This is a genomic window from Bacillus sp. AF23, assembly GCF_020861455.1.
In the GTDB taxonomy this organism is placed as follows: domain Bacteria; phylum Bacillota; class Bacilli; order Bacillales; family Bacillaceae; genus Bacillus; species Bacillus halotolerans.
Genome location: NZ_JAJHVY010000033.1, coordinates 1 through 21,685, shown reverse-complemented (window position 1 = coordinate 21,685; position 21,685 = coordinate 1). Strand labels below are relative to the sequence as shown.

General features: G+C 47.2%; 22 protein-coding genes and 1 pseudogene. 19 read left to right on the top strand and 4 right to left on the bottom strand.

What is annotated here, in order from left to right:
* Nucleotides 1-3: 3 nt before the first annotated feature.
* From LNN34_RS17655 to padC, 3 genes are all read left to right on the top strand, one after another.
* A complete protein-coding gene (locus LNN34_RS17655) occupies nt 4-711 on the top strand; it encodes an aspartate/glutamate racemase family protein (RefSeq protein ID WP_101864738.1) in 708 nt (235 codons plus the stop codon).
* A 107-nt stretch (nt 712-818) separates the two neighbouring features.
* A complete protein-coding gene (locus tag LNN34_RS17650) occupies nt 819-1,274 on the top strand; it encodes a DUF3237 domain-containing protein (protein WP_105953964.1) in 456 nt (151 codons plus the stop codon).
* A gap of 22 nt (nt 1,275-1,296) precedes the next feature.
* Nucleotides 1,297-1,782, top strand: a complete 486-nt coding sequence (gene padC, locus LNN34_RS17645) for a phenolic acid decarboxylase (RefSeq protein WP_229044013.1) — start codon at nt 1,297-1,299, stop codon at nt 1,780-1,782.
* 28 nt (nt 1,783-1,810) lie between these two features.
* On the opposite strand, the pseudogene LNN34_RS17640 reads toward padC, so the two are convergent.
* From LNN34_RS17640 to slrR, 3 genes and pseudogenes are all read right to left on the bottom strand, one after another.
* Nucleotides 1,811-1,997 (bottom strand): annotated as a pseudogene (locus LNN34_RS17640) (hypothetical protein); the annotation flags it as partial.
* A 10-nt stretch (nt 1,998-2,007) separates the two neighbouring features.
* Nucleotides 2,008-3,468, bottom strand: coding sequence for a carboxylesterase/lipase family protein (locus LNN34_RS17635; protein ID WP_229044012.1), 1,461 nt, complete (start codon nt 3,466-3,468; stop codon nt 2,008-2,010).
* A gap of 74 nt (nt 3,469-3,542) precedes the next feature.
* Nucleotides 3,543-4,001, bottom strand: coding sequence for an HTH-type transcriptional regulator SlrR (slrR, locus tag LNN34_RS17630; RefSeq protein WP_198098044.1), 459 nt, complete (start codon nt 3,999-4,001; stop codon nt 3,543-3,545).
* 245 nt (nt 4,002-4,246) lie between these two features.
* Between slrR and LNN34_RS17625 the strand changes: the two genes are divergently transcribed.
* The 15 genes from LNN34_RS17625 to LNN34_RS17555 all read left to right on the top strand — a co-directional run bounded on the left by LNN34_RS17625 (nt 4,247) and on the right by LNN34_RS17555 (nt 19,992).
* Nucleotides 4,247-4,939: a YveK family protein gene (locus LNN34_RS17625; RefSeq protein ID WP_198098043.1), complete on the top strand. Its 693-nt coding sequence runs from the start codon at nt 4,247-4,249 to the stop codon at nt 4,937-4,939.
* 22 nt (nt 4,940-4,961) lie between these two features.
* The gene (gene epsB / locus LNN34_RS17620) at nt 4,962-5,645 is read left to right on the top strand and encodes a protein tyrosine kinase EpsB (protein ID WP_024122936.1); all 684 of its coding nucleotides are present in this window, start codon (nt 4,962-4,964) and stop codon (nt 5,643-5,645) included.
* A gap of 234 nt (nt 5,646-5,879) precedes the next feature.
* A complete protein-coding gene (locus LNN34_RS17615) occupies nt 5,880-7,700 on the top strand; it encodes a polysaccharide biosynthesis protein (protein ID WP_229044011.1) in 1,821 nt (606 codons plus the stop codon).
* Nucleotides 7,701-7,711: 11 nt separating this feature from the next.
* Nucleotides 7,712-8,857 (top strand): glycosyltransferase family 4 protein, encoded by a 1,146-nt coding sequence (locus LNN34_RS17610; protein WP_229044009.1) that lies wholly within the window; start codon nt 7,712-7,714, stop codon nt 8,855-8,857.
* Nucleotides 8,854-9,690, top strand: coding sequence for a glycosyltransferase EpsE (gene epsE, locus LNN34_RS17605; RefSeq protein ID WP_024122933.1), 837 nt, complete (start codon nt 8,854-8,856; stop codon nt 9,688-9,690). The genes LNN34_RS17610 and epsE overlap by 4 nt, the downstream gene beginning before the upstream one ends.
* Entirely contained in the window at nt 9,683-10,831 is a 1,149-nt protein-coding gene (locus LNN34_RS17600) for a glycosyltransferase family 1 protein (protein ID WP_198098040.1), read from the top strand. Before epsE ends, LNN34_RS17600 begins: the two co-directional genes overlap by 8 nt.
* A gap of 2 nt (nt 10,832-10,833) precedes the next feature.
* On the top strand, nt 10,834-11,937 hold the full coding sequence (epsG, locus tag LNN34_RS17595; RefSeq protein ID WP_024122931.1) for a biofilm exopolysaccharide biosynthesis protein EpsG: 1,104 nt from the start codon (nt 10,834-10,836) through the stop codon (nt 11,935-11,937).
* A 24-nt stretch (nt 11,938-11,961) separates the two neighbouring features.
* On the top strand, nt 11,962-12,996 hold the full coding sequence (locus LNN34_RS17590) for a glycosyltransferase family 2 protein (RefSeq protein ID WP_229044007.1): 1,035 nt from the start codon (nt 11,962-11,964) through the stop codon (nt 12,994-12,996).
* Between the two features lie 4 nt (nt 12,997-13,000).
* Nucleotides 13,001-14,077 (top strand): polysaccharide pyruvyl transferase family protein, encoded by a 1,077-nt coding sequence (locus LNN34_RS17585; protein ID WP_103671289.1) that lies wholly within the window; start codon nt 13,001-13,003, stop codon nt 14,075-14,077.
* Nucleotides 14,074-15,108 (top strand): glycosyltransferase, encoded by a 1,035-nt coding sequence (locus LNN34_RS17580; protein ID WP_095712970.1) that lies wholly within the window; start codon nt 14,074-14,076, stop codon nt 15,106-15,108. Before LNN34_RS17585 ends, LNN34_RS17580 begins: the two co-directional genes overlap by 4 nt.
* The gene (locus LNN34_RS17575; protein ID WP_229044006.1) at nt 15,105-16,622 is read left to right on the top strand and encodes an MATE family efflux transporter; all 1,518 of its coding nucleotides are present in this window, start codon (nt 15,105-15,107) and stop codon (nt 16,620-16,622) included. The genes LNN34_RS17580 and LNN34_RS17575 overlap by 4 nt, the downstream gene beginning before the upstream one ends.
* Nucleotides 16,619-17,227: a sugar transferase gene (locus LNN34_RS17570; RefSeq protein ID WP_044159209.1), complete on the top strand. Its 609-nt coding sequence runs from the start codon at nt 16,619-16,621 to the stop codon at nt 17,225-17,227. The genes LNN34_RS17575 and LNN34_RS17570 overlap by 4 nt, the downstream gene beginning before the upstream one ends.
* A complete protein-coding gene (locus tag LNN34_RS17565; RefSeq protein ID WP_059334963.1) occupies nt 17,224-17,862 on the top strand; it encodes an acetyltransferase in 639 nt (212 codons plus the stop codon). Before LNN34_RS17570 ends, LNN34_RS17565 begins: the two co-directional genes overlap by 4 nt.
* Nucleotides 17,863-17,878: 16 nt before the next feature.
* Nucleotides 17,879-19,045: a DegT/DnrJ/EryC1/StrS family aminotransferase gene (locus LNN34_RS17560; RefSeq protein ID WP_229044005.1), complete on the top strand. Its 1,167-nt coding sequence runs from the start codon at nt 17,879-17,881 to the stop codon at nt 19,043-19,045.
* On the top strand, nt 19,024-19,992 hold the full coding sequence (locus tag LNN34_RS17555) for a polysaccharide pyruvyl transferase family protein (RefSeq protein ID WP_229044004.1): 969 nt from the start codon (nt 19,024-19,026) through the stop codon (nt 19,990-19,992). Before LNN34_RS17560 ends, LNN34_RS17555 begins: the two co-directional genes overlap by 22 nt.
* A 9-nt stretch (nt 19,993-20,001) precedes the next feature.
* Here the strand turns inward: LNN34_RS17555 and yvfG are convergent, their stop codons facing one another.
* On the bottom strand, nt 20,002-20,220 hold the full coding sequence (gene yvfG, locus LNN34_RS17550; protein WP_024122922.1) for a protein YvfG: 219 nt from the start codon (nt 20,218-20,220) through the stop codon (nt 20,002-20,004).
* A 78-nt stretch (nt 20,221-20,298) separates the two neighbouring features.
* On the opposite strand from yvfG, the gene rpoN reads away from it, so the two are divergent.
* A complete protein-coding gene (rpoN, locus tag LNN34_RS17545) occupies nt 20,299-21,609 on the top strand; it encodes an RNA polymerase factor sigma-54 (RefSeq protein ID WP_229044003.1) in 1,311 nt (436 codons plus the stop codon).
* The last annotated feature ends 76 nt before the right edge of the window (nt 21,610-21,685 follow it).

Below are 21,685 nucleotides of genomic sequence, written 5' to 3'. Positions count from 1 at the left end.
TTGATGATTGGCATATTAGCTGGAATGGGGCCAAAATCGACCTCTCCGTTTTTAGATAAGGTCATTGATTACTGTCAGAAGCTGTATGGCGCTTCACATGATATCGACTACCCGCAGATGATGATTTATTCCTGTCCGACACCCTTTTATGTCGATCGTCCAATCGATCATGATGAAATGAAAAAAGCGATTATTGATGGAGCCGTCAAGCTGGAGAAGACCGGTGCGGACTTTATTTCTCTTCCTTGTAATACGGCGCATGCCTATTTTGAAGACATCCAGCAGGCATTGTCGATTCCTTTGTTACATATCATTGAGGAAACGGTGAAGGAGCTTCCGGATTCAGCACAAAAAGTGGCTGTTTTAGGAACAGATTCAACCATACAATCCTGTATTTATCAAAAAGGGTTGAAGGCGGGCGGACATGAGTTTATTCATGAGAAACATTGGCAGCGGGAGGTCAATCAGCTCATCGCCGCGATCAAACAGCCGAATCATGTTCACAAAACTCAGGACATATGGCGGGAGCTATATTTGGAAATCAGTAAAAGAGCGGATCTCATCATTTCGGCTTGCACAGATTTGAACACGGTGTTAGATCATTTTCACGGTGATATCCCGATTATCGATTCCTCTGATTGTCTCGCAAAAAGCACGGTCAGCACGTATCTTACCTATCAAAACGAACCATTCAACAAGGGCTGTATGTAATCGGCTCTTGTTTTTTTGTGTTCTTATCTTTTGACAGCCTCATGCAATGTTGTTAAAGTGAACATGTAAATAGTTACACGATCTCTTCTGAAGGTCAGGTGGTGCTTATGAAGAAGCCAGTTTTAAAGAAATTCGTCTCTCTAGACATGAAGGTTGATCCTCCGATCACCATTGGTGAGACAGGCTTAGGGCTGAGACGTTGGATTCCGATTCGATCGGGAACAATAACCGGGGAAGTGGAAGGACGTATTTTGCCGGGCGGAGCTGATTCGCAAATCATTCGCGCTGACGGCAGAACAGATTTATCTGCCAGATATGTCATAGAAACTGCAGATCATGAGCTGATTTACATTGAAAACAATGGAATACGGCAAGTCAGCGAGCCGTTCCGAACACAAGCAGCTGCCGGTGAAATGATTGACACCGAGCATGTTTATTTCCGCACGGTGCCGACTTTTGAGACAGGCAGTGAAACCTATCAATGGCTGCATGACCGCTTGTTTATCGGTTCCGCAGAAAGAACCCCTGATTACGTTCGATTAGATATTTATGAAGTAGAGTAAAAGACTAAGGAGAGTGTGAAATATGGAAAACTTTATCGGAAGCCACATGATTTATACTTATGAAAACGGTTGGGAATACGAGATTTATATTAAAAATGACCATACAATTGATTATAGAATTCATAGCGGAATGGTTGCCGGACGCTGGGTTCGGGATCAGGAAGTGAACATTGTCAAACTGACAGAGGGCGTATATAAAGTGTCTTGGACAGAGCCGACAGGCACAGATGTTTCGTTAAACTTTATGCCGAATGAAAAACGCATGCACGGCATTATTTTCTTCCCGAAATGGGTGCATGAACATCCTGAAATTACGGTCTGCTACCAAAATGACCACATTGACCTGATGAAGGAATCACGCGAAAAATATGAAACCTATCCAAAATACGTAGTGCCTGAATTTGCGGAAATTACATTTCTGAAAAATGAGGGAGCCGATAATGAGGAAGTCATTTCTAAAGCGCCTTATGAAGGAATGACAGACGAAATTCGCGCAGGAAAACTGTAAAAAAACAAAAACCCGGTAAAGAGAATGACTTCTCTTTATCGGGTTCTTTTTGCTGAGTATGTGGGCACCATCACAATTCCCGCGAAAAACAGTATGATTCCAATCCAGCGAATGGGCTGGTAATAGGCTGTGTCTCGCAAAAAAACGACTGCTGATAAAATGAAGATACACGCTGCCACAACGATGACGGCACCCATGCAGCCCGATTTCCCCATGTGATTCTCCTTATGAGTGTAATAGTTTTTTCCGCTTCTCACCATCAGGATCATGCTCAATAGAAAGTTCGGAATTCAAAATCAAGGTTTCTCGTTTGTCTTCAGTATAAGCCGGCCATTGTACATCTACGCAGCTTGGATTTCCTGTTTTTGCGAAGGCAAGCCACGCTGATTGTATCGTGTGTGAGAGCTGCTTGACCTCATCCGTAATGTCTGCTTGTACCATTCGTTTCAGTCCGCTTAAATTGCCGAACACAAACGGCATTTCCAGTGCGTGAAACGCTTTATTGTACGGCGGTTTGTCCGGATGCCAGTCGAATCGGTACATCCAGACAGGTGCGTAACGGGACTGGGCGGAGGCGCAGGCGACGGCCGGGCGCCAAAACAGCAAATCGGTCATGATATGAATTTGGCTTTCGAGAGAGCGCGGATACAGATCGGCCGCTTTCTTTGCCAGCGGCTGACCCAATAGATACTCAAGCGCTTCATCAATCGTTTCCTGAGAGTGAACTTCTAAATCCGGAGTGAAAAATAAATATCCTTCATCACGATTTGTTCCGACTAACAGCGGAATGCCGTCAGCAGCCCCTTCAGCGATGGCTTTCTCCGGCTCAGCAGGCAGTGTTTTCGGATCAAGTGCAGGCTGGAAGAACAGCTGAAAGATATTTTCATTTTCGGTTTTTCGCAGCTGGTCGGCGGCTTTAAGCAAATCTTCCGCAGACACAGTATGCAGCCTGTCCAATTGGTAACGGTCAATTCCAAGGATTCGTAAAAAAGCATGCGCGGTGCTTGCCGCTTTTTCTTCTGTCATGGTTCGGGAAGAGCCGCTTTCCAAGATTGCTTTCTGAAACAGGCCTTTTGCAGCAGGCATGGCAAGCAGTGCGGCAATGCTCATACCGCCTGCTGATTCTCCAAACACCGTTACATTTTCCGGATCGCCGCCAAACGCAGAGATATTGTCTTTGACCCATTTCAGAGCCGCGGTTTGGTCAAGCAGTCCAAGGTTGTCGGAATACGCTTCATCAATTGAAGACAAATGCAAAAAGCCGAATGGCCCCAGCCGATAGTTCAGTGTGACGACAATGACATCCCCCTGAGCCGCCAGGTTTGATCCGTCGTATAAAGGCTCACTGCCCGCGCCGAGATAAAATGTGCCGCCATGAATCCACACCATGACAGGACGATTTTTGCCCGGAGTGTCAGGTGCAAATACATTTACATACAGGCAATCCTCAGACTGGCGGGGGAGTTCAGGGTATGAATATGAAAGTAAATCAGGCGGCTGCGGGCAAACCGGGCCGTATGCAGTTGCGTCCAGTACGCCTTCCCAGGCCGCCGGCGGATCAGGTGCTTTAAAGCGCAATTGTCCGACGGGCGGCTTTGCGTAGGGGATGCCTTTCCATGTTTGGACACCGTTTTTTGAAATGCCTTTCACTGTGCCGTATTGCGTTTTGACCACTGATTCAGACATAGCGTTCTCTCCCTTTTTCCCCCATTATAGCCATATTTGACCTTACGATGCGAACCTCAGCCCTTCTACGATATTCATTTTCCCATCGTTTTTAAAAAGGATTTGACTTCCTGAACCGTCAGGCCGATTTCTCTCGCTTCCGCCATCAGCGCTTTCCACTCTTCTATATTCGATTCTGTCAGCTTTCGGTTTCGGTAGGAGACGGTTTCAGGCTCCTCTTTCTTCAGATTGTTCGTAAAAGTGAACAATTCTTCCTTTTCCATTCCAGCTTGAACAGCTTGCACAAGATGCACACGCCATTCATCTTCTCCGCCGCTGATTTTTTGATACATCATCGTTTCAGCGTCGAATAATTCTGTTAATTCGACATCCAGGGTTGCTGATACTTTTTTCAAAAATTGAACGGACGGATTCGTATGAACGCCTCTTTCAATCTTGCTTAAATAGGATTTTGAAACGCCTGACTCGATAGCCAGCTGATTAATAGAATAGCCTTTTCTTTTGCGGTACAAACGGATAATTCTTCCAATCATAATATGAAATTCTCCTCTATTCCTGTCGTTATTTCGTTCATTATAAGGAATTATTCGTTCTTTATAAAATTTAAAATAATAAGGGAAGCGCAGTAAATAAGAGGAAAATCATGATATTGTTCTCTAAAGAGAACTTATTGGCTTATTTTGCAATTTTTAAATAATAAAGTTTTCTTTTATAATCCAATCATTAACAGAAAGGGGCTTGGGAAGCCAGCCGTGAGAAGGCTGAAGGCTATGAATATATGAATGAGAATATGAGTTTTAAAGAATTATACGCGATTGTCAGACATAGATTCGTGCTGATTCTGCTCATCACAATAGGCGTCACCTTTATTACAGGTTTTGTGCAATTTAAGGTTATTTCACCGACTTATCAGGCGTCGACTCAAGTGCTGATTCATGAATCAGACGGTGAAGAAAACTCGAATCTCAGTGACATCCAGCGAAATCTTCAGTACAGCAGCACGTTCCAATCCATTATAAAAAGCACGGCTTTGATGGAAGAGGTCAAGGCGGAATTGCATCTTTCTGAATCGGCTTCCTCGCTGAAAGGAAAAGTGATGACCAGCAGTGAAAATGAATCGGAAATCATCACCGTTGCCGTTCAGGATCACAATCCGGAGAGAGCGGCTAAGATTGCAAACACGTTAGTGAACAAGTTTGAAAAAGAAGTAGATGAAAGAATGAATGTCCAAGGCGTACATATTCTATCAGAGGCGAAGGCTTCTGAAAGCTCGATGATCAAGCCGTCCCGAATGAGAAATATGGTCATGGCTTTTGGGGCGGCCGTGATGGGCGGCATTACACTGGCATTTTTTCTGCATTTTCTCGATGATACGTGCAAAAGCGCACGGCAGCTCAGCGAGAAAACCGGATTGCCCTGCTTAGGCTCCGTCCCTGATGTCAAAAAGAAACGGAATCGCAGGGTTGGATAAAACATTTCGAGGAGTGAAGTGAGTGGTCTTTAGAAAAAAGAAAGCAAGGCGAGGTTTGGCTCAAATATCCGTTTTACATCATAAATCAATTGTTGCGGAACAATATCGCACCATTCGGACAAACATTGAGTTTTCATCCGTACAGACCAACTTGCGGTCCATTCTCGTCACCTCCTCTGTGCCTGGTGAAGGAAAATCGTTCAGTGCAGCGAATCTTGCGGCAGTCTTTGCGCAGCAGCAGGAAAAGAAAGTGCTGCTGGTGGACGCCGATTTAAGAAAACCGACAATTAACCAGACGTTTCAGGTTGAAAATCTGACAGGGCTGACAAATGTGCTGGTCGGCAATGCTTCTCTAAATGAAACGGTGCAAAAGACCCCGATCGATAACTTATATGTGCTGACAAGCGGACCGACGCCGCCGAATCCGGCAGAACTGTTATCCTCGAAGGCAATGGGAGATTTGATATCAGATATCTATGACCAATTCAGTCTGGTGATCTTTGATTCTCCTCCGCTTTTAGCTGTCGCGGACGCTCAAATTTTAGCGAACCAGACAGATGGAAGCGTGCTCGTTGTCTTAAGCGGAAAAACAAAAACCGATACCGTCCTGAAAGCGAAGGACGCACTGGAGCAATCCAATGCAAAGCTTTTAGGCGCTCTCTTAAATAAAAAGAAAATGAAAAAATCTGAACACTATTCCTATTAATTTTTGCTTTTAGGTGATGTCTCCTTACCTGTATCAATGGAGGCACTCGGCTCCGCTGTGGGCAAGCTTGAACAGGCTGCCTTAGATGCTGGTCGTCGCTGGCGGGGCGTGAGGACGGGTTAAATGCCCACTTATTTGATATACATAGGAAATGTTATCGGTTTAGCTGCTGTCGTTTTTTAGATGACGAAAACCGCCGCAGCTAAACCGATAAAAGTATTAGGGGGGAAAAGGTTGAGTTACCGGAGAAGACTGTCAATGATTATCGCGCTGGATACTTATCTCGTTTTGAATTCAGTTATTGCAGGATATCAATTTTTAAAAGATTCTTATCAATTTTATGACTCCGGAGCATTATTGCTTACCGCTGTCAGCTTGCTCTTCAGCTATCATGTATGTGCTATCCTGTTCCGTCAGTATAAACAGGTCTGGACATACACCGGGCTCGGCGAACTGATCGCTCTGCTTAAGGTCATTACGATTTCAGCCGCTGTAACCGGCATCATTCAGTACGCTGTGTATCATACGATGTTTTTCCGGCTGTTAACGGCGTGCTGGGTGCTTCAGCTTCTGTTCATCGGGGGGACCCGCGTTTTATCGAGAATATTAAAAGAAAGCATCAGAAAAAAACGCAGCACGTCGGCCCGCGCACTGATTATCGGAGCGGGATCAGGCGGAACCCTGATGGTCAGGCAGCTGCTGCAGAAAGACGATCCCGACATTACACCTGTCGCTTTTATTGATGACGATCAAACGAAACATAAGCTGGAAATGATGGGGCTGCCCGTCATCGGCGGAAAAGAAAGTATCATGCCTGCGGTGCAAAAGCTCAAAATTAACTATATTATTATTGCGATTCCTTCTCTTCGTACCCATGAACTGCAGGTGCTATACAAAGAATGCGTGCGGACCGGGGTGAACATCAAAATCATGCCTCATTTTGATGAAATGCTGCTTGGAACGCGCACTGCCGGGCAAATCAGAGATGTAAAGGCTGAGGATTTACTCGGCAGAAAGCCGATAACCCTCGACACAAGCGAAATTTCAAACCGCATCAAAGAAAAAACAGTTCTCGTCACAGGAGCGGGCGGTTCAATCGGCTCGGAAATCTGCCGGCAAATCAGCGCGTTCCAGCCTAAGGAAATCGTTCTTCTCGGTCATGGGGAAAACAGCATTCATTCTATTTATTCTGAACTGAATGGACGATTCGGAAAACACATCGTGTTCCGCACAGAAATTGCGGATGTGCAGGACCGCGACAAAATGTTTACCTTAATGAAAAAATACGAACCGCACGTCGTCTATCATGCGGCTGCCCATAAGCATGTGCCTTTAATGGAGCACAACCCCGAAGAGGCAGTCAAAAACAACATCATCGGAACAAAAAATGTGGCGGAAGCGGCAGATATGTGCGGGACAGAGACATTTGTGCTCATTTCATCTGATAAAGCGGTGAACCCGGCCAATGTAATGGGGGCAACAAAACGCTTTGCTGAAATGATTATTATGAATCTGGGGAAATTCAGCAGAACAAAATTCGTCGCTGTCCGCTTTGGCAATGTGCTCGGCAGCCGAGGCAGCGTCATTCCGGTTTTTAAGAAACAGATTGAAAAAGGCGGTCCCGTTACGGTGACACATCCGGCGATGACCCGCTATTTCATGACCATTCCCGAAGCGTCACGGCTTGTCATCCAAGCTGGAGCGCTGGCGAAAGGACGCCAAATTTTTGTTCTTGATATGGGCGAGCCCGTGAAGATTGTCGATCTCGCCAAAAATCTCATTCATTTATCGGGCTACACGACAGAGCAGATTCCGATTGAGTTCACAGGCATTCGCCCGGGTGAAAAAATGTATGAGGAGCTGCTGAACAAAAATGAAGTTCACGCCGAACAAGTTTTTCCGAAAATCCATATCGGCAAAGCGGTGGACGGCGACTGGCCATTGCTGATGCGCTTTATAGAAGATTTCAATCAGCTGCCGGAAGCCGAGCTCAGAGAGCGGCTGTTTGCGGCAATAGACACATCAAACGAAATGACGGCTGCCGGCGTTCGTTAGGGGGAGTGGAGATGACGAAAAAAATACTATTTTGTGCCACTGTCGATTATCACTTTAAAGCCTTTCATCTTCCTTACTTTAAATGGTTTAAACAATTGGGCTGGGAGGTTCATGTCGCTGCGAGCGGGCAGACGCGGCTGCCGTATGTCGATGAGAAATTCTCCATTCCGATCCGAAGGTCACCCTTTCATCCTCAGAACATTGCCGTTTACAGACAGCTGAAGAAAGTGATCGAAACCAACGAGTACGACATCGTCCATTGCCATACGCCGGTCGGCGGCGTTCTTGCCCGGCTTGCGTCACGGCATGCGAGACGAAACGGAACAAAGGTGCTCTACACCGCTCACGGATTTCATTTTTGCAGCGGAGCGCCGATGAAAAACTGGGTCCTTTATTATCCGGTTGAAAAATGGCTTTCTGCCTATACAGACTGCCTGATCACCATAAATGAAGAAGATTACACACGAGCGAAAGGGCTTCAAAGACCGGGCGGAATGACAGAAAAAATTCATGGCATCGGCGTTAATACAGACAGGTTCCGGCCAGTCAGCCTTGAAGAGCAGCATAGGTTGAGAGAAAAGCACGGCTTCCAAAAAGACGACTTTATATTGATCTATCCGGCTGAACTGAACCTCAACAAAAATCAGAAGCTGTTAATTGAAGCTGCCGCACTGCTGAAAGATAAGATTCCTGAGCTTCGTCTTGTTTTTGCCGGAGAAGGAGCGATGGAACAAACGTATCGGGCCTTAGCTGAAAAGCTTGGATCTTCCCGCAATGTTTGCTTTTACGGCTTTTGCCGCGATATTCACGAGCTGATTCAGCTTGCGGATGTATCTGTCGCCTCCAGCATCAGAGAAGGCCTCGGCATGAATGTGCTTGAGGGCATGGCGGCGGGGAAGCCGGCGATTGCCACTGATAACCGCGGACACCGGGAAATCATCCGGGACGGAAAAAACGGGTTTCTCATCAAAATTGGCGACAGCGCCGCTTTTGCCGATCGGATTGAACAGCTCTACCTTGAGCCGGAACTGCGGAGAACACTCGGACAGGAAGGACGCCAAACAGCCTTGCGCTTTTCGGAAGCGCGAACGGTAGAAGAAATGGCAGATATTTATTCCGTGTACATGGATATGGATAAAAAGGAGAAAAGCGTATGAATTCAGGACCGAAAGTTTCTGTCATTATGGGCATTTATAATTGTGAACGCACTTTGGCGGAAAGCATTGAATCCATTCTCAGCCAATCCTATAAAAATTGGGAGCTGATTATGTGCGATGATGCGTCAACAGACGGCACGCTCCGTATTGCGAAGCAGTATGCCGCTCATTACAGCGACCGCATCAAGCTGATTCACAATCAAACAAACAAGCGGCTGGCCGCTTCGTTAAATCACTGTCTTTCTTATGCGACAGGCGAGTATATCGCCCGTCAGGACGGAGATGATCTGTCCTTTCCGCGCCGTCTGGAGAAGCAGGTTGCCTTTTTAGAAAAGCATCGGCACTACCAGGTGGTCGGCACCGGCATGCTAGTGTTTGATGAATTTGGCGTAAGGGGCACACGGATGCTGCCTTCTGTTCCGGAGCCGGCCATCATGGCGAAAGGGACGCCGTTTTGTCATGGGACAATCATGATGAGAGCCAGCGCTTACCGTACGCTGAAAGGCTATCGTTCGGTGCGGCGGACAAGACGAATGGAGGATATCGATTTGTGGCTCCGCTTTTTTGGAGAGGGCTTCCGAGGCTATAACCTCCAAGAAGCGCTGTATAAAGTAAGGGAAGACAGCGACGCATTCAAGAGGCGGTCTTTTACCTATTCAATCGACAACGCTATTCTTGTGTACCAGGCATGCAGACGCCTGAAGCTTCCTTTTTCCGCTTACATCTATATCGCAAAACCGCTCATTCGCGCGTTTATGCCTCCTGCTGTGATGAATCGTTACCATAAAAAAAGAGTGATGAATCAGAAGGAAGGGCTTGTGAAGCATGAATAACAGCCAGCAGCGCGTGCTCCATGTTTTCAGTGGCATGAACAGGGGCGGCGCGGAAACCATGGTCATGAATTTATATCGGAAAATGGATAGAAGCAAGGTGCAATTTGATTTTTTAACCTATCGAAATGATCCATGCGCTTATGATGAAGAAATTTTATCGCTAGGCGGGCGGCTTTTTTATGTCCCGAGTATCGGACAAAGCAATCCCCTCACATTTGTGAAGAATGTAAGAAACACAATAAAAGAAAACGGGCCGTTCAGCGCGGTTCATGCGCACACAGATTTTCAAACCGGCTTTATCGCGCTTGCGGCAAGGCTAGCCGGGGTGCAGGTCAGAGTATGCCATTCCCATAACACCTCGTGGAAGACCGGCTTCAATTGGAAGGACCGCCTGCAGCTGATGGTGTTCAGACGCCTCATTTTGGCTTATGCGACTGAATTGTGCGCTTGCGGAGAGGATGCGGGCCGGTTTTTGTTCGGGCGATCAAATATGGAGCGGAAGCGTGTTCATCTGCTGCCGAACGGAATCGACCTTGATTTGTTCTCTCCCGCCGGGCAGGCGGCCGATGACGAAAAAAAAGCACGCGGCATAGCGTCTGACCGTCTGATCATTGGTCATGTGGCCCGATTTCATGAAGTGAAAAATCACGCGTTTTTGCTGAAGCTTGCCGTTCACCTGAAAAAACGGGGAGTTCGCTTTCAGATGGTTCTCGCAGGAGACGGACCGCTGCGGGAGCAGATGGAGGAGGAAGCGCGGCGGCTGAATTTACTTTCAGATGTCCTCTTTTTAGGAACTGAAGAACACATTCATGAGCTCATGCGCACTTTTGATGTATTTGTCATGCCGTCGCTGTACGAAGGCTTGCCTGTTGTGCTTGTGGAAGCGCAGGCTTCGGGCCTTCCGTGCATTATTTCCGACACGATCACAGAAAAAGTCGACACGGGCCTCGGACTTGTGAAAAGGGTGAGTCTCTCTAAGCCGATGGACATTTGGGCTGAAACGATTGTAAGAGCGGCCGCCGCAGGCAGGCCGAAGCGGGAGCTCGTGAAAGATACCCTTGCGAAACTTGGCTATGATGCGCGGCGAAATGTGGGTGCATTGATGAATTTATATCAGATTAGCACTGAAAAAGGACAATAAAAATGATTGTGTATGTCGTCAATATGGGAATTGTATATATTTGGTCTTGGTTTGCTAAAATGTGCGGCGGCCGGGATGAGTCACTTGCTACCGGCTATCGTCCGAACAAGCTTCTCATTTGGATTCCGCTCGCCTCGCTTGTGCTTGTTTCGGGCCTGCGTTACAGGGTCGGTACAGATTTTCAGACGTATACGCTGCTGTATCAAATGGCAGGAGATTATCAAAATATTTGGCAGATATTCGGTTTCGGCACGGCGAAAACGGCAACAGATCCGGGCTTTACCGCACTGCTATGGCTGATGAATTTCATCACGAAGGACCCGCAAATCATGTATGTGACCGTTGCGGCCGTGACCTATATCTTTATTATCAAGACGCTGGCAGACTACGGAAGACCGTTTGAGCTGAGTGTCTTTTTATTTTTAGGGACCTTTCATTATTACGCATCCTTTAACGGAATCAGACAATACATGGTGGCAGCCGCTTTGTTTTGGGCGATTCGCTATATCATCAATGGAAACTGGAAGCGTTATTTTCTGATTGTGCTGGTCAGTTCGCTCTTTCACTCCTCGGCGCTGGTGATGATTCCGGTCTATTTTATTGTCAGAAGAAAAGCCTGGTCACCGGCAATATTCGGCCTCTCAGCTTTATTTCTCGGCATGACCTTTTTATATCAGAAATTTATTTCGGTATTTGTCGTTGTCCTTGAAAACAGCTCATACAGCCATTATGAAAAGTGGCTGATGACAAATACAAACGGAATGAATGTGGTCAAAATCGCTGTTTTGGTCCTGCCGCTGTTTTTGGCCTTTTGTTACAGGGAGCGTCTCCGAAAGCTGTGGCCGCAAATCGATATTGTCGTCAATTTGTGCCTTCTCGGGTTTTTATTCGGTCTCTTGGCCACAAAGGACGTGATCTTTGCCAGGTTTAATATTTACTTCGGACTGTATCAAATGATCCTAGTCCCTTATTTTGTCAGAATATTTGATGAGAAATCGAATGCGTTGATCTATATCGCCATTGTGGTTTGTTATTTTTTATACAGTTATTTGCTTATGCCGGTTGATTCTTCCGTTCTGCCGTACAGAACGATTTTTTCCCGGTAATTTATGCAAGAGGAGCCGGTCATTATGGAAACACCTGCGGTTAGTCTGTTAGTCGCTGTTTATAATACAGAAACCTATATCAGAAACTGCCTTGAATCTTTAAAGAACCAGACATTGGACAATATTGAAATCATCATCGTCAATGACGGTTCGGCAGACGCCAGCCCGGACATCGCGGAGGAATATGCAGAAAAGGATAAACGATTCAGAGTCATTCACCAGGAAAACCAAGGGCTCGGTGCGGTCCGGAACAGAGGGATCGAGGCGGCCCGCGGCGAATTTGTGGCTTTTATTGATTCAGACGATTGGATCGAGCCTGATTATTGCTTGCAAATGGTTCAGGCAGCATCGGAGGAAACCGATCTGGTCATTTGCAACTATGCCGCGGAGTTTGAGGACACTGAAAAAACCGTTGTCTCAGACATTGCGGAAACCTATCAGGATCAGCCGAAGGAGTCCTATATCAAGGCGTTATTCGAAGGGAAGGTCAGGGGATTTTCATGGAATAAACTGTACCGAAGAAGCATGATTGACGCACACCGGCTTTCGTTCCCGCTCAGAGGTGAGCTGGAGCATGTCGAGGATCAGTTTTTCAGCTTCAGGGCACATTTTTTCGCCCGCTCGGTTTCCTATGTAAAAGCGCCTCTCTACCATTATCGAATTCACCTTTCCTCCATCGTGCAGGGTTATCAGAAAAAACTGTTTGAATCAGGACTGGCGCTGTATCAGGCGAACGCAGGGTTCCTACAGGAGAACAACAAGCTGGAGGAGTACCGAAAGGAGCTTGATTTCTTTATCGTTCTCCATGGGACCATCTGTCTCTTGAACGAATGGAAAACAAGCGGCAGCCGGCGTCTTTTGGAAAGGCTCAAAACGGTCGGCGTGATTTGCGCTGATCCGGTGTTTCAAGGCAGTCTGTCGAAAACGGGGACAGCGCCTTTTGATGCAAAACGGTCATGCCTGCTGCTGATGGCGAAATACAGAATGATACCGTTCGTTGCTATGGCGTCCGCCGTGTATCAGCGAGTGATCGAGTACAAAATGAAAATCAGAGGGTGAAGACATGTCGTTACATTCATTGAAAATCAATCTTGCAGAATGGCTGCTGCTAAAGGTCAAGTACCCGTCCCAATTTTGGCTGGGTGCGGCCGATCAGCCGGTAAAGGCTGCCGCACATAAGAAGAAAATCATACTGACCCTGCTGCCTTCCCATGACAATTTGGGGGATCATGCCATTGCTTATGCCAGCAAAGCGTTTCTTGAGCAGGAATACTCCGATTTTGAAATCGTTGAGGTCGATATGAAGGACATATACAAATCAGCAAAAGCGCTGATCCGCTCCCGCCACCCGGAGGATATGGTCTTTATCATCGGCGGCGGAAACATGGGGGATTTATACCGGTATGAAGAGTGGACGCGCCGCTTTATCATTAAAACGTTTCATGATTATCAAATCGTCCAGCTACCGGCAACCGTTCATTTTTCTGATACGAAAAAGGGACGAAGAGAGCTGAAACGGGCGCAGAAAATTTATAACGCGCACCCCGGTTTATTGCTGATGGCCCGGGATGAAACTACGTATCAATTTATGAAGCGGCATTTTAAAGAAAAAAAGATCCTGAAGCAGCCTGATATGGTGCTGTATTTAGATAGAAGCAGCACCCCTGCGGATCGCGAAGGGGTTTATATGTGTTTGCGCGAGGATCAGGAAAGCGTGCTTCAGGAGGATCAGAGAAACCGCGTGAAGGCCGCTCTTTTTGATGAATTTGGTGATATCAAAGCTTTTACGACAACGATCGGTCGCCGGGTCAGCCGCGGCACACGGGAACAGGAGCTGGAAGCGCTTTGGTCTAAGCTGCAAAGTGCTGAAGCCGTTGTCACAGACAGGCTGCACGGCATGATTTTTTGTGCGCTGACAGGAACGCCGTGTGTAGTGATCCGGTCTTTTGATCATAAAGTCATGGAAGGCTACCAATGGCTGAAAGGTATTCCAACCATGAAGCTGATTGAACAGCCGGAGCCGGAAATTGTGACAGCCGCAGTGAAAGAGCTGCTGACAAAAGAAACAAACCGTGCCGGCTTTCCGCGGGATATGTATTTTAAAGGGCTGCGGGATAAAATCAGCGGTGAAGCACAATGACACCGCTCGTCAGCATTATTGTCCCGATGTATAACGTTGAACCATTCATTGAAGAATGCATCAATTCACTGCTTGCCCAAACGCTTTCCGATATAGAAATCATCCTTGTTAATGATGGAACACCCGATCGATCTGGTGAGATGGCAGCGGCATACGCGAAACGGGATGCAAGAGTTCAAGTCATTCATAAAAAAAATGGCGGCTTGAGTTCGGCACGAAACGCGGGAATCAAAGCGGCGCGCGGCACGTATATCGGGTTTGTAGACGGAGACGATTATGTCTCTCCCGCCATGTTTCAAAGGCTTGCAGAAGAAGCGGAGCAGCACCGGCTCGATATCGCTGGCTGCGGATTTTATAAACAGTTTGAAGACAAACGGGTATACGTACCGCCGCAGCTCGAAACAGGCCGTATGCTGACAAAAGCGGATATAGCTGTACAGCTCCAATGTGCCCACGAAACGAGATTTATCTGGTATGTATGGCGATATGTGTATCGCCGTGAGCTTTTGGAAAGGGCGAACCTGTGGTTTGATGAAGACATCCGTTTTGCTGAAGATTCACCCTTTAATTTATCTGCTTTTTATGAAGCCGAGCGGGTAAAAATGCTGGATGAAGGCTTGTACATATACCGTGAAAATCCGAACAGCCTGACGGAACTCCCTTATAAACCTGCGATGGATGAAAATATCCAAAAACAATATCAAGCCAAACTCGCATTTTACAATCAGTGCGGCTTATCGGCTGTGTGCAAAGAAGATTTAGATGTGTACATTTGCAAGCACCAGCTTCCGATGCTTCTGGCAAACGCCTGTGCCTCATCGCAGCCGGCGAAAGACATCAAAAAACAGATCAGACAGATTTTATCCTATGACATGGTTCGGCAGGCTGTCAGACACACACCGTTCCAGCATGAGAAATTAGGCAGAGGCGAGCGATTGGTCTTAGGACTGTGCAAATGGCGGCTGATCTTTCTCATCAAGCTGTTTTTTGAGACACGCGGAACCATGAAAGGCAGTGCAAAGCAGGCATGAAATTCACTATTAACTTCAGCGCCAATCTTACAGCTTTTCTTCTGTCCGTATTCCTGTCTGTCTGGATGACGCCTTTTATTGTCAAAACGCTCGGTGTCGAGGCTTTTGGCTTTGTGAATTTAACGCAAAATGTGATTAATTATTTTTCCATTATCACGGTGGCGCTCAGCTCCGTGGTTGTGCGTTTTTTTTCTGTCGCAGCCCACAGGGGAGAGCAGGAAAAAGCAAATGCGTATATCAGCAATTATTTGGCTGCATCTGTTTTGATTTCATTGCTGCTTCTGCTGCCTCTTGTGAGTGCGGCTTTTTTTATTGACCGCGTTATGAATGTCCCTCAGGATCTATTGGCTGATGTTCGGCTGTCGATTTTGATTGGGAGTCTGCTGTTTCTTTTAACATTTTTGATGGCGGGGTTTGGGGCGGCGCCGTTTTATGCCAACCGGCTGTATATCACCAGTTCGATTCAGGCGGTGCAAATGCTCATCCGCGTACTGTGTGTGCTGGCGCTGTTTGCCTGCTTTACGCCAAAAATCTGGCAGATTCAGCTTGCCGCTTTAGCCGGTGCCGTCATAGCGTCTATTCTGTCTTTCTGCTTTTTCAGAAAACTGATTCCATGGTTTTCATTTAGGCTGAAAGACTTGTCATTCCGCATAAGCAAGGAACTGTTTCAGGCAGGAACCTGGAACTCAGTCAATCAGATCGGCGTGCTGCTTTTTTTGCAGATCGACCTATTAACCGCCAACTTGGTGCTGGGTGCATCTGAAGCGGGAAAATACGCGGCGATTATCCAGTTTCCGCTGCTGCTGCGCAGTTTGGCAGGAACAGTTGCATCTCTATTTGCGCCTGTCATTACTTCTTATTATTCAAAAGGCGATATGGACGGCTTGGTCAAGTACGCCAATCAGGCAGTGAGACTGAACGGGCTTTTGCTTGCGCTTCCGGCTGCATTATTGGGAGGTTTGGCCGGGCCTTTTCTGACGATCTGGCTTGGACCGTCCTTTTCCTCTGTAGCGCCGCTTTTATATATTCACGCCGGATATTTGGCGGTCAGTCTTGCCTTTATGCCGCTGTTTTATATATGGACCGCCTTTAATCAACAAAAAACACCGGCGCTCGTCACCCTGCTGTTAGGCGCAGTGAATGTTGTGCTGGCGGTCACATTAAGCGGGCCGGCGCATCTGGGGCTTTACGGCATTACGCTGGCCGGGGCGATTTCGCTTGTGCTGAAAAATGTCATCTTTACGCCGCTTTATGTATCACGCATTACGGGCTACAAAAAACATGTGTTCTTTACAGGCATGTTCGGTCCGGTCCTTGCCGCTTTATTTGCCTGGGCGGTTTGTGAGGCCATCCAGTTATGTATCACCATTGAAAGCTGGACATCACTGATTGCCGCAGGTGCTGCCGTCAGCTGCTGCTACGCGGTTTTCGCTTTTATGTTTGTTTGTACGAAAGAGGAACGACAGCTTGTGCTGAGACGGTTTAGAAAAACGAAAGGAGCTGTAAATATTTGATCCTGAAACGTCTTTTTGATCTGACGGCCGCTATTTTTTTATTGTGCTGCACGGGTGTCATTATTCTATTCACTATCGCCGTAGTCAGGCTGAAAATAGGATCGCCTGTCTTTTTTAAACAAGTACGGCCCGGCCTGCATGGGAAGCCGTTCACCCTTTATAAATTCAGAACGATGACGGACGAACGGGACAGTGAGGGAAACCTGCTGCCGGATGCAGTCAGGCTTACGAAAACAGGCAGGCTGATCAGAAAGCTGAGCATTGATGAGCTGCCGCAGCTTCTGAACGTTTTGAAAGGAGACCTCAGCCTCGTCGGTCCCCGGCCGCTGCTGATGGACTATCTGCCGCTTTATACGAAACAACAGGCACGGCGCCATGAGGTGAAACCCGGGATTACAGGCTGGGCGCAGGTCAACGGCAGAAACGCGATTTCCTGGGAAAAGAAATTTGAACTGGATGTTTGGTACGTTGACAATCGTTCATTCTTGCTCGATTTGAAAATTTTATGTCTGACAGTACGCAAAGTTCTTGTTTCAGAAGGGATTCAGCAAACCAATCATGTGACCGCAGAACGCTTTACAGGAAGCGGAGATGTGTCCTCATGAGAAACGTGGCCATTGTGGGAGACGGCGGTCACGGAAAGGTGATCAGAGAACTCATAAGCGCCCGTTCAGACACGCGCTTAGCTGCAGTGCTGGACGATAAATTCAGCACATTTGATGCCGGGAAAGAGCTGTACACAGGCCCCCCGGAAGCAATTCCTGAATTGCGCAGGCTGATCCCTGACGTCATGTTTGTGATTGCAATTGGAAACAACAGCGTCAGAAAACAGCTGGCGGAGCGGCTGGGGTTATACAAAGAAGATTTCATCACATTAATCCACCCGTCAGCCATCATCAGCAAATCGGCTGTCATCGGGGAAGGAACGGTTATTATGGCCGGTGCGATTATTCAGGCGGATGTTCAGATCGGCGCCCATTGTATCATCAATACGGGCGCGATTGCAGAGCACGATAATCAGATCGGCGATTTCGTACATCTTTCTCCGCGCGCCACGCTTTCTGGTGGTATTGCGGTTCAAGAAGGGGCTCATGTGGGCACCGGGGCCTCGGTCATTCCGCAGGTTACTATTGGCTCTTGGAGCATTGTCGGCGCAGGCTCCGCGGTGATCCGCTCCATCCCTGCCGGGGTAACGGCAGCCGGCACCCCGGCGCGCGTGATTTCTTCTATTCAAACCTAAAGCAAAGGATGGTTACATGCATAAAAAAATCTACTTATCCGCCCCTCATATGAGCGGCAGGGAGCAGCACTATATTTCAGAAGCCTTTCGCTCAAACTGGATTGCGCCGCTTGGGCCGCTTGTGAATACATTTGAAGAAAAATTGGCTGAACGAGTTGGGACCAAAGGGGCGGCTGCGGTCAGCTCAGGCACCGCCGCGATTCATTTGGCGCTGCGTTTGCTGGATGTAAAAGCGGGAGACACCGTGTTTTGTCCGTCCTTTACATTTGTGGCAACGGCAAACCCGATTTTATATGAAAAAGCGGTGCCTGTTTTTATAGATTCTGAGCCGGATACGTGGAATATGTCTCCGAAAGCACTTGAAAGAGCACTGGAGGAAGCAAAACGAAATGGAAATCCGCCAAAAGCGGTTATTGCCGTCAACCTGTACGGACAAAGCGCGAAAATGGATGAGATTGTAAGCCTGTGCGGCTTATACGGAGTGCCGGTTATTGAGGATGCGGCTGAATCCCTCGGTTCGGTCTATAAAGGGAAGCAGAGCGGGACATTCGGCCGTTTCGGCGTTTATTCATTTAATGGAAACAAAATCATTACCACTTCAGGAGGCGGGATGCTTGTGTCAGACGATGAAGCTGCCATTGAAAAAGCAAGATTTCTCGCTTCACAGGCCCGCGATCCTGCTATTCATTATCAGCACAGTGAAATCGGGCACAACTACAGATTGAGCAATATCCTTGCCGGAGTCGGCATTGCCCAGCTTGAGGTGCTGGATGAGCGGGTGGAGAAAAGACGGGAGATTTTTGCGAGGTATGAAAAAGCGCTTGGCAGCCTAGATGGCGTTTGCTTTATGCCGGAATACTCAGAAGGCGTGTCCAACCGCTGGCTTACTGCACTCACGCTCGATAACGGGCTGATTCCATATGACGTGGTTCAGCATCTTGCTGAAGAAGAGATTGAAGCGAGACCGCTTTGGAAGCCGCTGCATACCCAGCCTCTGTTTACATCATCTGCATTTTATTCCCATACAGATTCTGAAAGTGTGTGCGAAAACTTATTCAGGCGGGGGATCTGCCTCCCATCCGGAACAAATATGACCGAAGATGATCAAGACCGAGTAATCGATGTGTTGTCACACTTATTCCAAACAACAGAGGTGAAGAGATGGACAGCAAGCATTCAATGATCAGCCTGAAGAAAAAACTGACCGGGCTGCTCGAAATGATTCCGAAGCAATCCGAAATCATTTACGCCGACTATCCTCTATACGGAAATGTAGGGGATCTTTTTATTATGAAAGGAACGGAAGCCTTTTTTGAAGAAAATGATATTCGGGTCAGAAACCGCTGGAATCCAGACAATTTCCCAATCGGGCGTAAGCTTGATCCGAATCTGATCATCGTCTGTCAGGGAGGCGGCAACTTCGGGGATTTGTATCCGTACTATCAAGGATTTAGAGAGAAAATCGTTCAAGCCTATCCAAACCACAAAATCGTCATTCTGCCGCAATCCATCTATTTTCAAAATGAAGACAACTTAAAACGGACGGCTGACATTTTCTCTGCCCATTCAAATCTGCATATCATCACAAGGGAAAAAGCCTCCTATGCAACGGCACAGGCGCACTTTCTAAACAATCATATCAAGCTATTGCCTGATATGGCCCACCAGCTGTTTCCCATCATTCCGACACAGCAGCCGACCGGCCAAAAGCTGAGATTTATCAGAACAGATCATGAAGCAAATGATGAGCTTCAAAGACATGCGCAAGCGGAAAGCTATGACTGGCGTACAGTGCTGTCAGCTTCAGACCGCCGGACAATCGCTTTTCTCCAAACGCTGAACGTCCTGAACAAAAAAGCGGGCAATCCTCTGCCGATCGCATTGATATGGAGAAAATACTCGGATTACATCGTCACCAAAGCCATTCGCTTTTTCAGCCGTTACCAATCGGTGGAAACGTCAAGGCTGCACGGCCATATTTTGTCCTCTCTTCTGCAAAAAGAAAACACGGTCATTGATAATTCCTACGGAAAAAACGCCAATTACTATCATACTTGGATGGAGGGAGTGCCAAACACTCAAATCATTCGGGACGCCTCAAAGAAGGAAAACCTTCCTGCTCACATGTGAGCGGAAGGTTTATTTTGATTCTCCGCGTTTTACTTTGTTGTAGGCTTCATCTAAATGCTGAATCCGCTTCAGGACAACTGAGTTTTTTGTCAGCTGATCCTGCACAAGTGTTGAAACGACAGAACGGTAGTAGCTGTTCATTGCGTGGATCTTATCCTCAGACGGGTTCATTTCAATATGCTGCTTTAAGTTTTCAATAAAATACGGTACAGAAAAAAGTTCAGACATTTCTTTGGCAGCTCCTTTTTCATAAATGTATACGGTGTCATCCCAATCATGTACAATGAAGAAAGGGGAGTGAGCAAGATGGATATGAAACTTCAGCAAGTACAAGTACTAAAGCCTCAACTGACACAGGAGCTCAGGCAGGCCATCACGCTGCTTGGCTATAATTCGGCGGAACTGGCCGAATACATTGATGAGCTCTCACTGGAAAACCCTCTTATTGAACGAAAGGAAACAGACACACCGCCACTATCTTACCATAAAACAAGCAAAAACAGGATCAGCAGGCAGGAGGCGGGCCTTCAATTAAGCAATCCGCAAAAAACACTGCAGGATGTCCTCAAACAGCAGTCGCTGGATATGAATCTGTCAACCACTGAAAAAAAGATTTTTAATTATCTGATACATTCGCTTGATTCAAACGGATATCTGGAGGAAGATGTGGAGGAGGCAGCCCGGCGCCTGTCCGTTTCGGCAGAGGAAGCGGAAGCGGTTCTGAGAAAACTACAGTCGCTTGAACCAGCGGGGATCGGCGCAAGATCTCTTCAAGAGTGTATTCTGCTGCAATTACAGCGTCTCCCGAACAGAAATGAACAGGCAGAACTGCTTGTTTCAGAACACTTTGATGTATTTGCACAAAAAAACTGGAAAGCGCTTTCAAAAGAAACTGGAATCCCGCTGCACGCGATTCAGGACATTTCTGATAAAATTGCTGCGCTTCACCCAAGACCCGGCCTTTTGTTTGCCAGTCCGGAGCAGGATATGTATATTGAACCTGACATTTTCATCATCGTTAAAAACGGCCAGATCACAGCGGAACTGAACAGCCGCTCGTTCCCGGAGATTGAGCTGCATCCGCAGTACAGGCCGCTTCTATCGTCGGGCGCCTGTCAGGATACGGTTTCCTATTTATCTACGAAATATCAGGAATGGCGCTGGCTGAGCCGCGCGCTGAGGCAACGGAAGCAGACGATCACCAGAATTGTAAATGAGCTGACCGCACGTCAAAAAGATTTTTTCCTGAAAGGGCGGAGCGCCATGAAGCCGCTGACACTGAGAGAGGTGGCGGATTGTCTGGGCCTGCATGAATCAACCATCAGCCGGGCCATTAAAGGAAAAACGATACAAACGCCTTACGGATTGGTTGAGATGAAAATGTTCTTCACAGGAAAAGCAGAGGCCTCTGGGGATGGCGATACATCCAACTATGCGGTCAAAACGCATCTTCAAGCATTGATTCAGCAAGAGGATAAAACAAAACCCCTCTCAGATCAAAAGCTTGCCGACCTGTTATATGAACAGCACCGCATCCAAATCTCCAGACGCACAGTGGCGAAATACCGCGATCAATTGAACATTCCGTCATCGGCAGCAAGAAAACGGTACAAATAAAATCCTCCCTGTAAGGGAGGATCAGCTTGTAGAGAAAACGATGTTTTTTCTACAAGCTTTTTTGTTTTATACAGTT

Bases quoted from the DNA above. Each gene is read 5' to 3' on its own strand.
- LNN34_RS17560 (WP_229044005.1), top strand. From the start codon at position 17,879: ATGCATAAAAAAATCTACTTATCCGCCCCTCATATGAGCGGCAGGGAG.
- slrR (WP_198098044.1), bottom strand. From the start codon at position 4,001: ATGATTGGAAGAATTATCCGTTTGTACCGCAAAAGAAAAGGCTATTCT.
- LNN34_RS17580 (WP_095712970.1), top strand. From the start codon at position 14,074: ATGACACCGCTCGTCAGCATTATTGTCCCGATGTATAACGTTGAACCA.
- epsE (WP_024122933.1), top strand. From the start codon at position 8,854: ATGAATTCAGGACCGAAAGTTTCTGTCATTATGGGCATTTATAATTGT.
- LNN34_RS17585 (WP_103671289.1), top strand. From the start codon at position 13,001: ATGTCGTTACATTCATTGAAAATCAATCTTGCAGAATGGCTGCTGCTA.
- LNN34_RS17555 (WP_229044004.1), top strand. From the start codon at position 19,024: ATGGACAGCAAGCATTCAATGATCAGCCTGAAGAAAAAACTGACCGGG.
- LNN34_RS17625 (WP_198098043.1), top strand. From the start codon at position 4,247: ATGAATGAGAATATGAGTTTTAAAGAATTATACGCGATTGTCAGACAT.
- LNN34_RS17600 (WP_198098040.1), top strand. From the start codon at position 9,683: ATGAATAACAGCCAGCAGCGCGTGCTCCATGTTTTCAGTGGCATGAAC.
- LNN34_RS17575 (WP_229044006.1), top strand. From the start codon at position 15,105: ATGAAATTCACTATTAACTTCAGCGCCAATCTTACAGCTTTTCTTCTG.
- LNN34_RS17610 (WP_229044009.1), top strand. From the start codon at position 7,712: ATGACGAAAAAAATACTATTTTGTGCCACTGTCGATTATCACTTTAAA.
- epsG (WP_024122931.1), top strand. From the start codon at position 10,834: ATGATTGTGTATGTCGTCAATATGGGAATTGTATATATTTGGTCTTGG.
- padC (WP_229044013.1), top strand. From the start codon at position 1,297: ATGGAAAACTTTATCGGAAGCCACATGATTTATACTTATGAAAACGGT.
- yvfG (WP_024122922.1), bottom strand. From the start codon at position 20,220: ATGTCTGAACTTTTTTCTGTACCGTATTTTATTGAAAACTTAAAGCAG.
- rpoN (WP_229044003.1), top strand. From the start codon at position 20,299: ATGGATATGAAACTTCAGCAAGTACAAGTACTAAAGCCTCAACTGACA.
- LNN34_RS17590 (WP_229044007.1), top strand. From the start codon at position 11,962: ATGGAAACACCTGCGGTTAGTCTGTTAGTCGCTGTTTATAATACAGAA.
- LNN34_RS17650 (WP_105953964.1), top strand. From the start codon at position 819: ATGAAGAAGCCAGTTTTAAAGAAATTCGTCTCTCTAGACATGAAGGTT.
- LNN34_RS17655 (WP_101864738.1), top strand. From the start codon at position 4: ATGATTGGCATATTAGCTGGAATGGGGCCAAAATCGACCTCTCCGTTT.
- LNN34_RS17565 (WP_059334963.1), top strand. From the start codon at position 17,224: ATGAGAAACGTGGCCATTGTGGGAGACGGCGGTCACGGAAAGGTGATC.
- LNN34_RS17635 (WP_229044012.1), bottom strand. From the start codon at position 3,468: ATGTCTGAATCAGTGGTCAAAACGCAATACGGCACAGTGAAAGGCATT.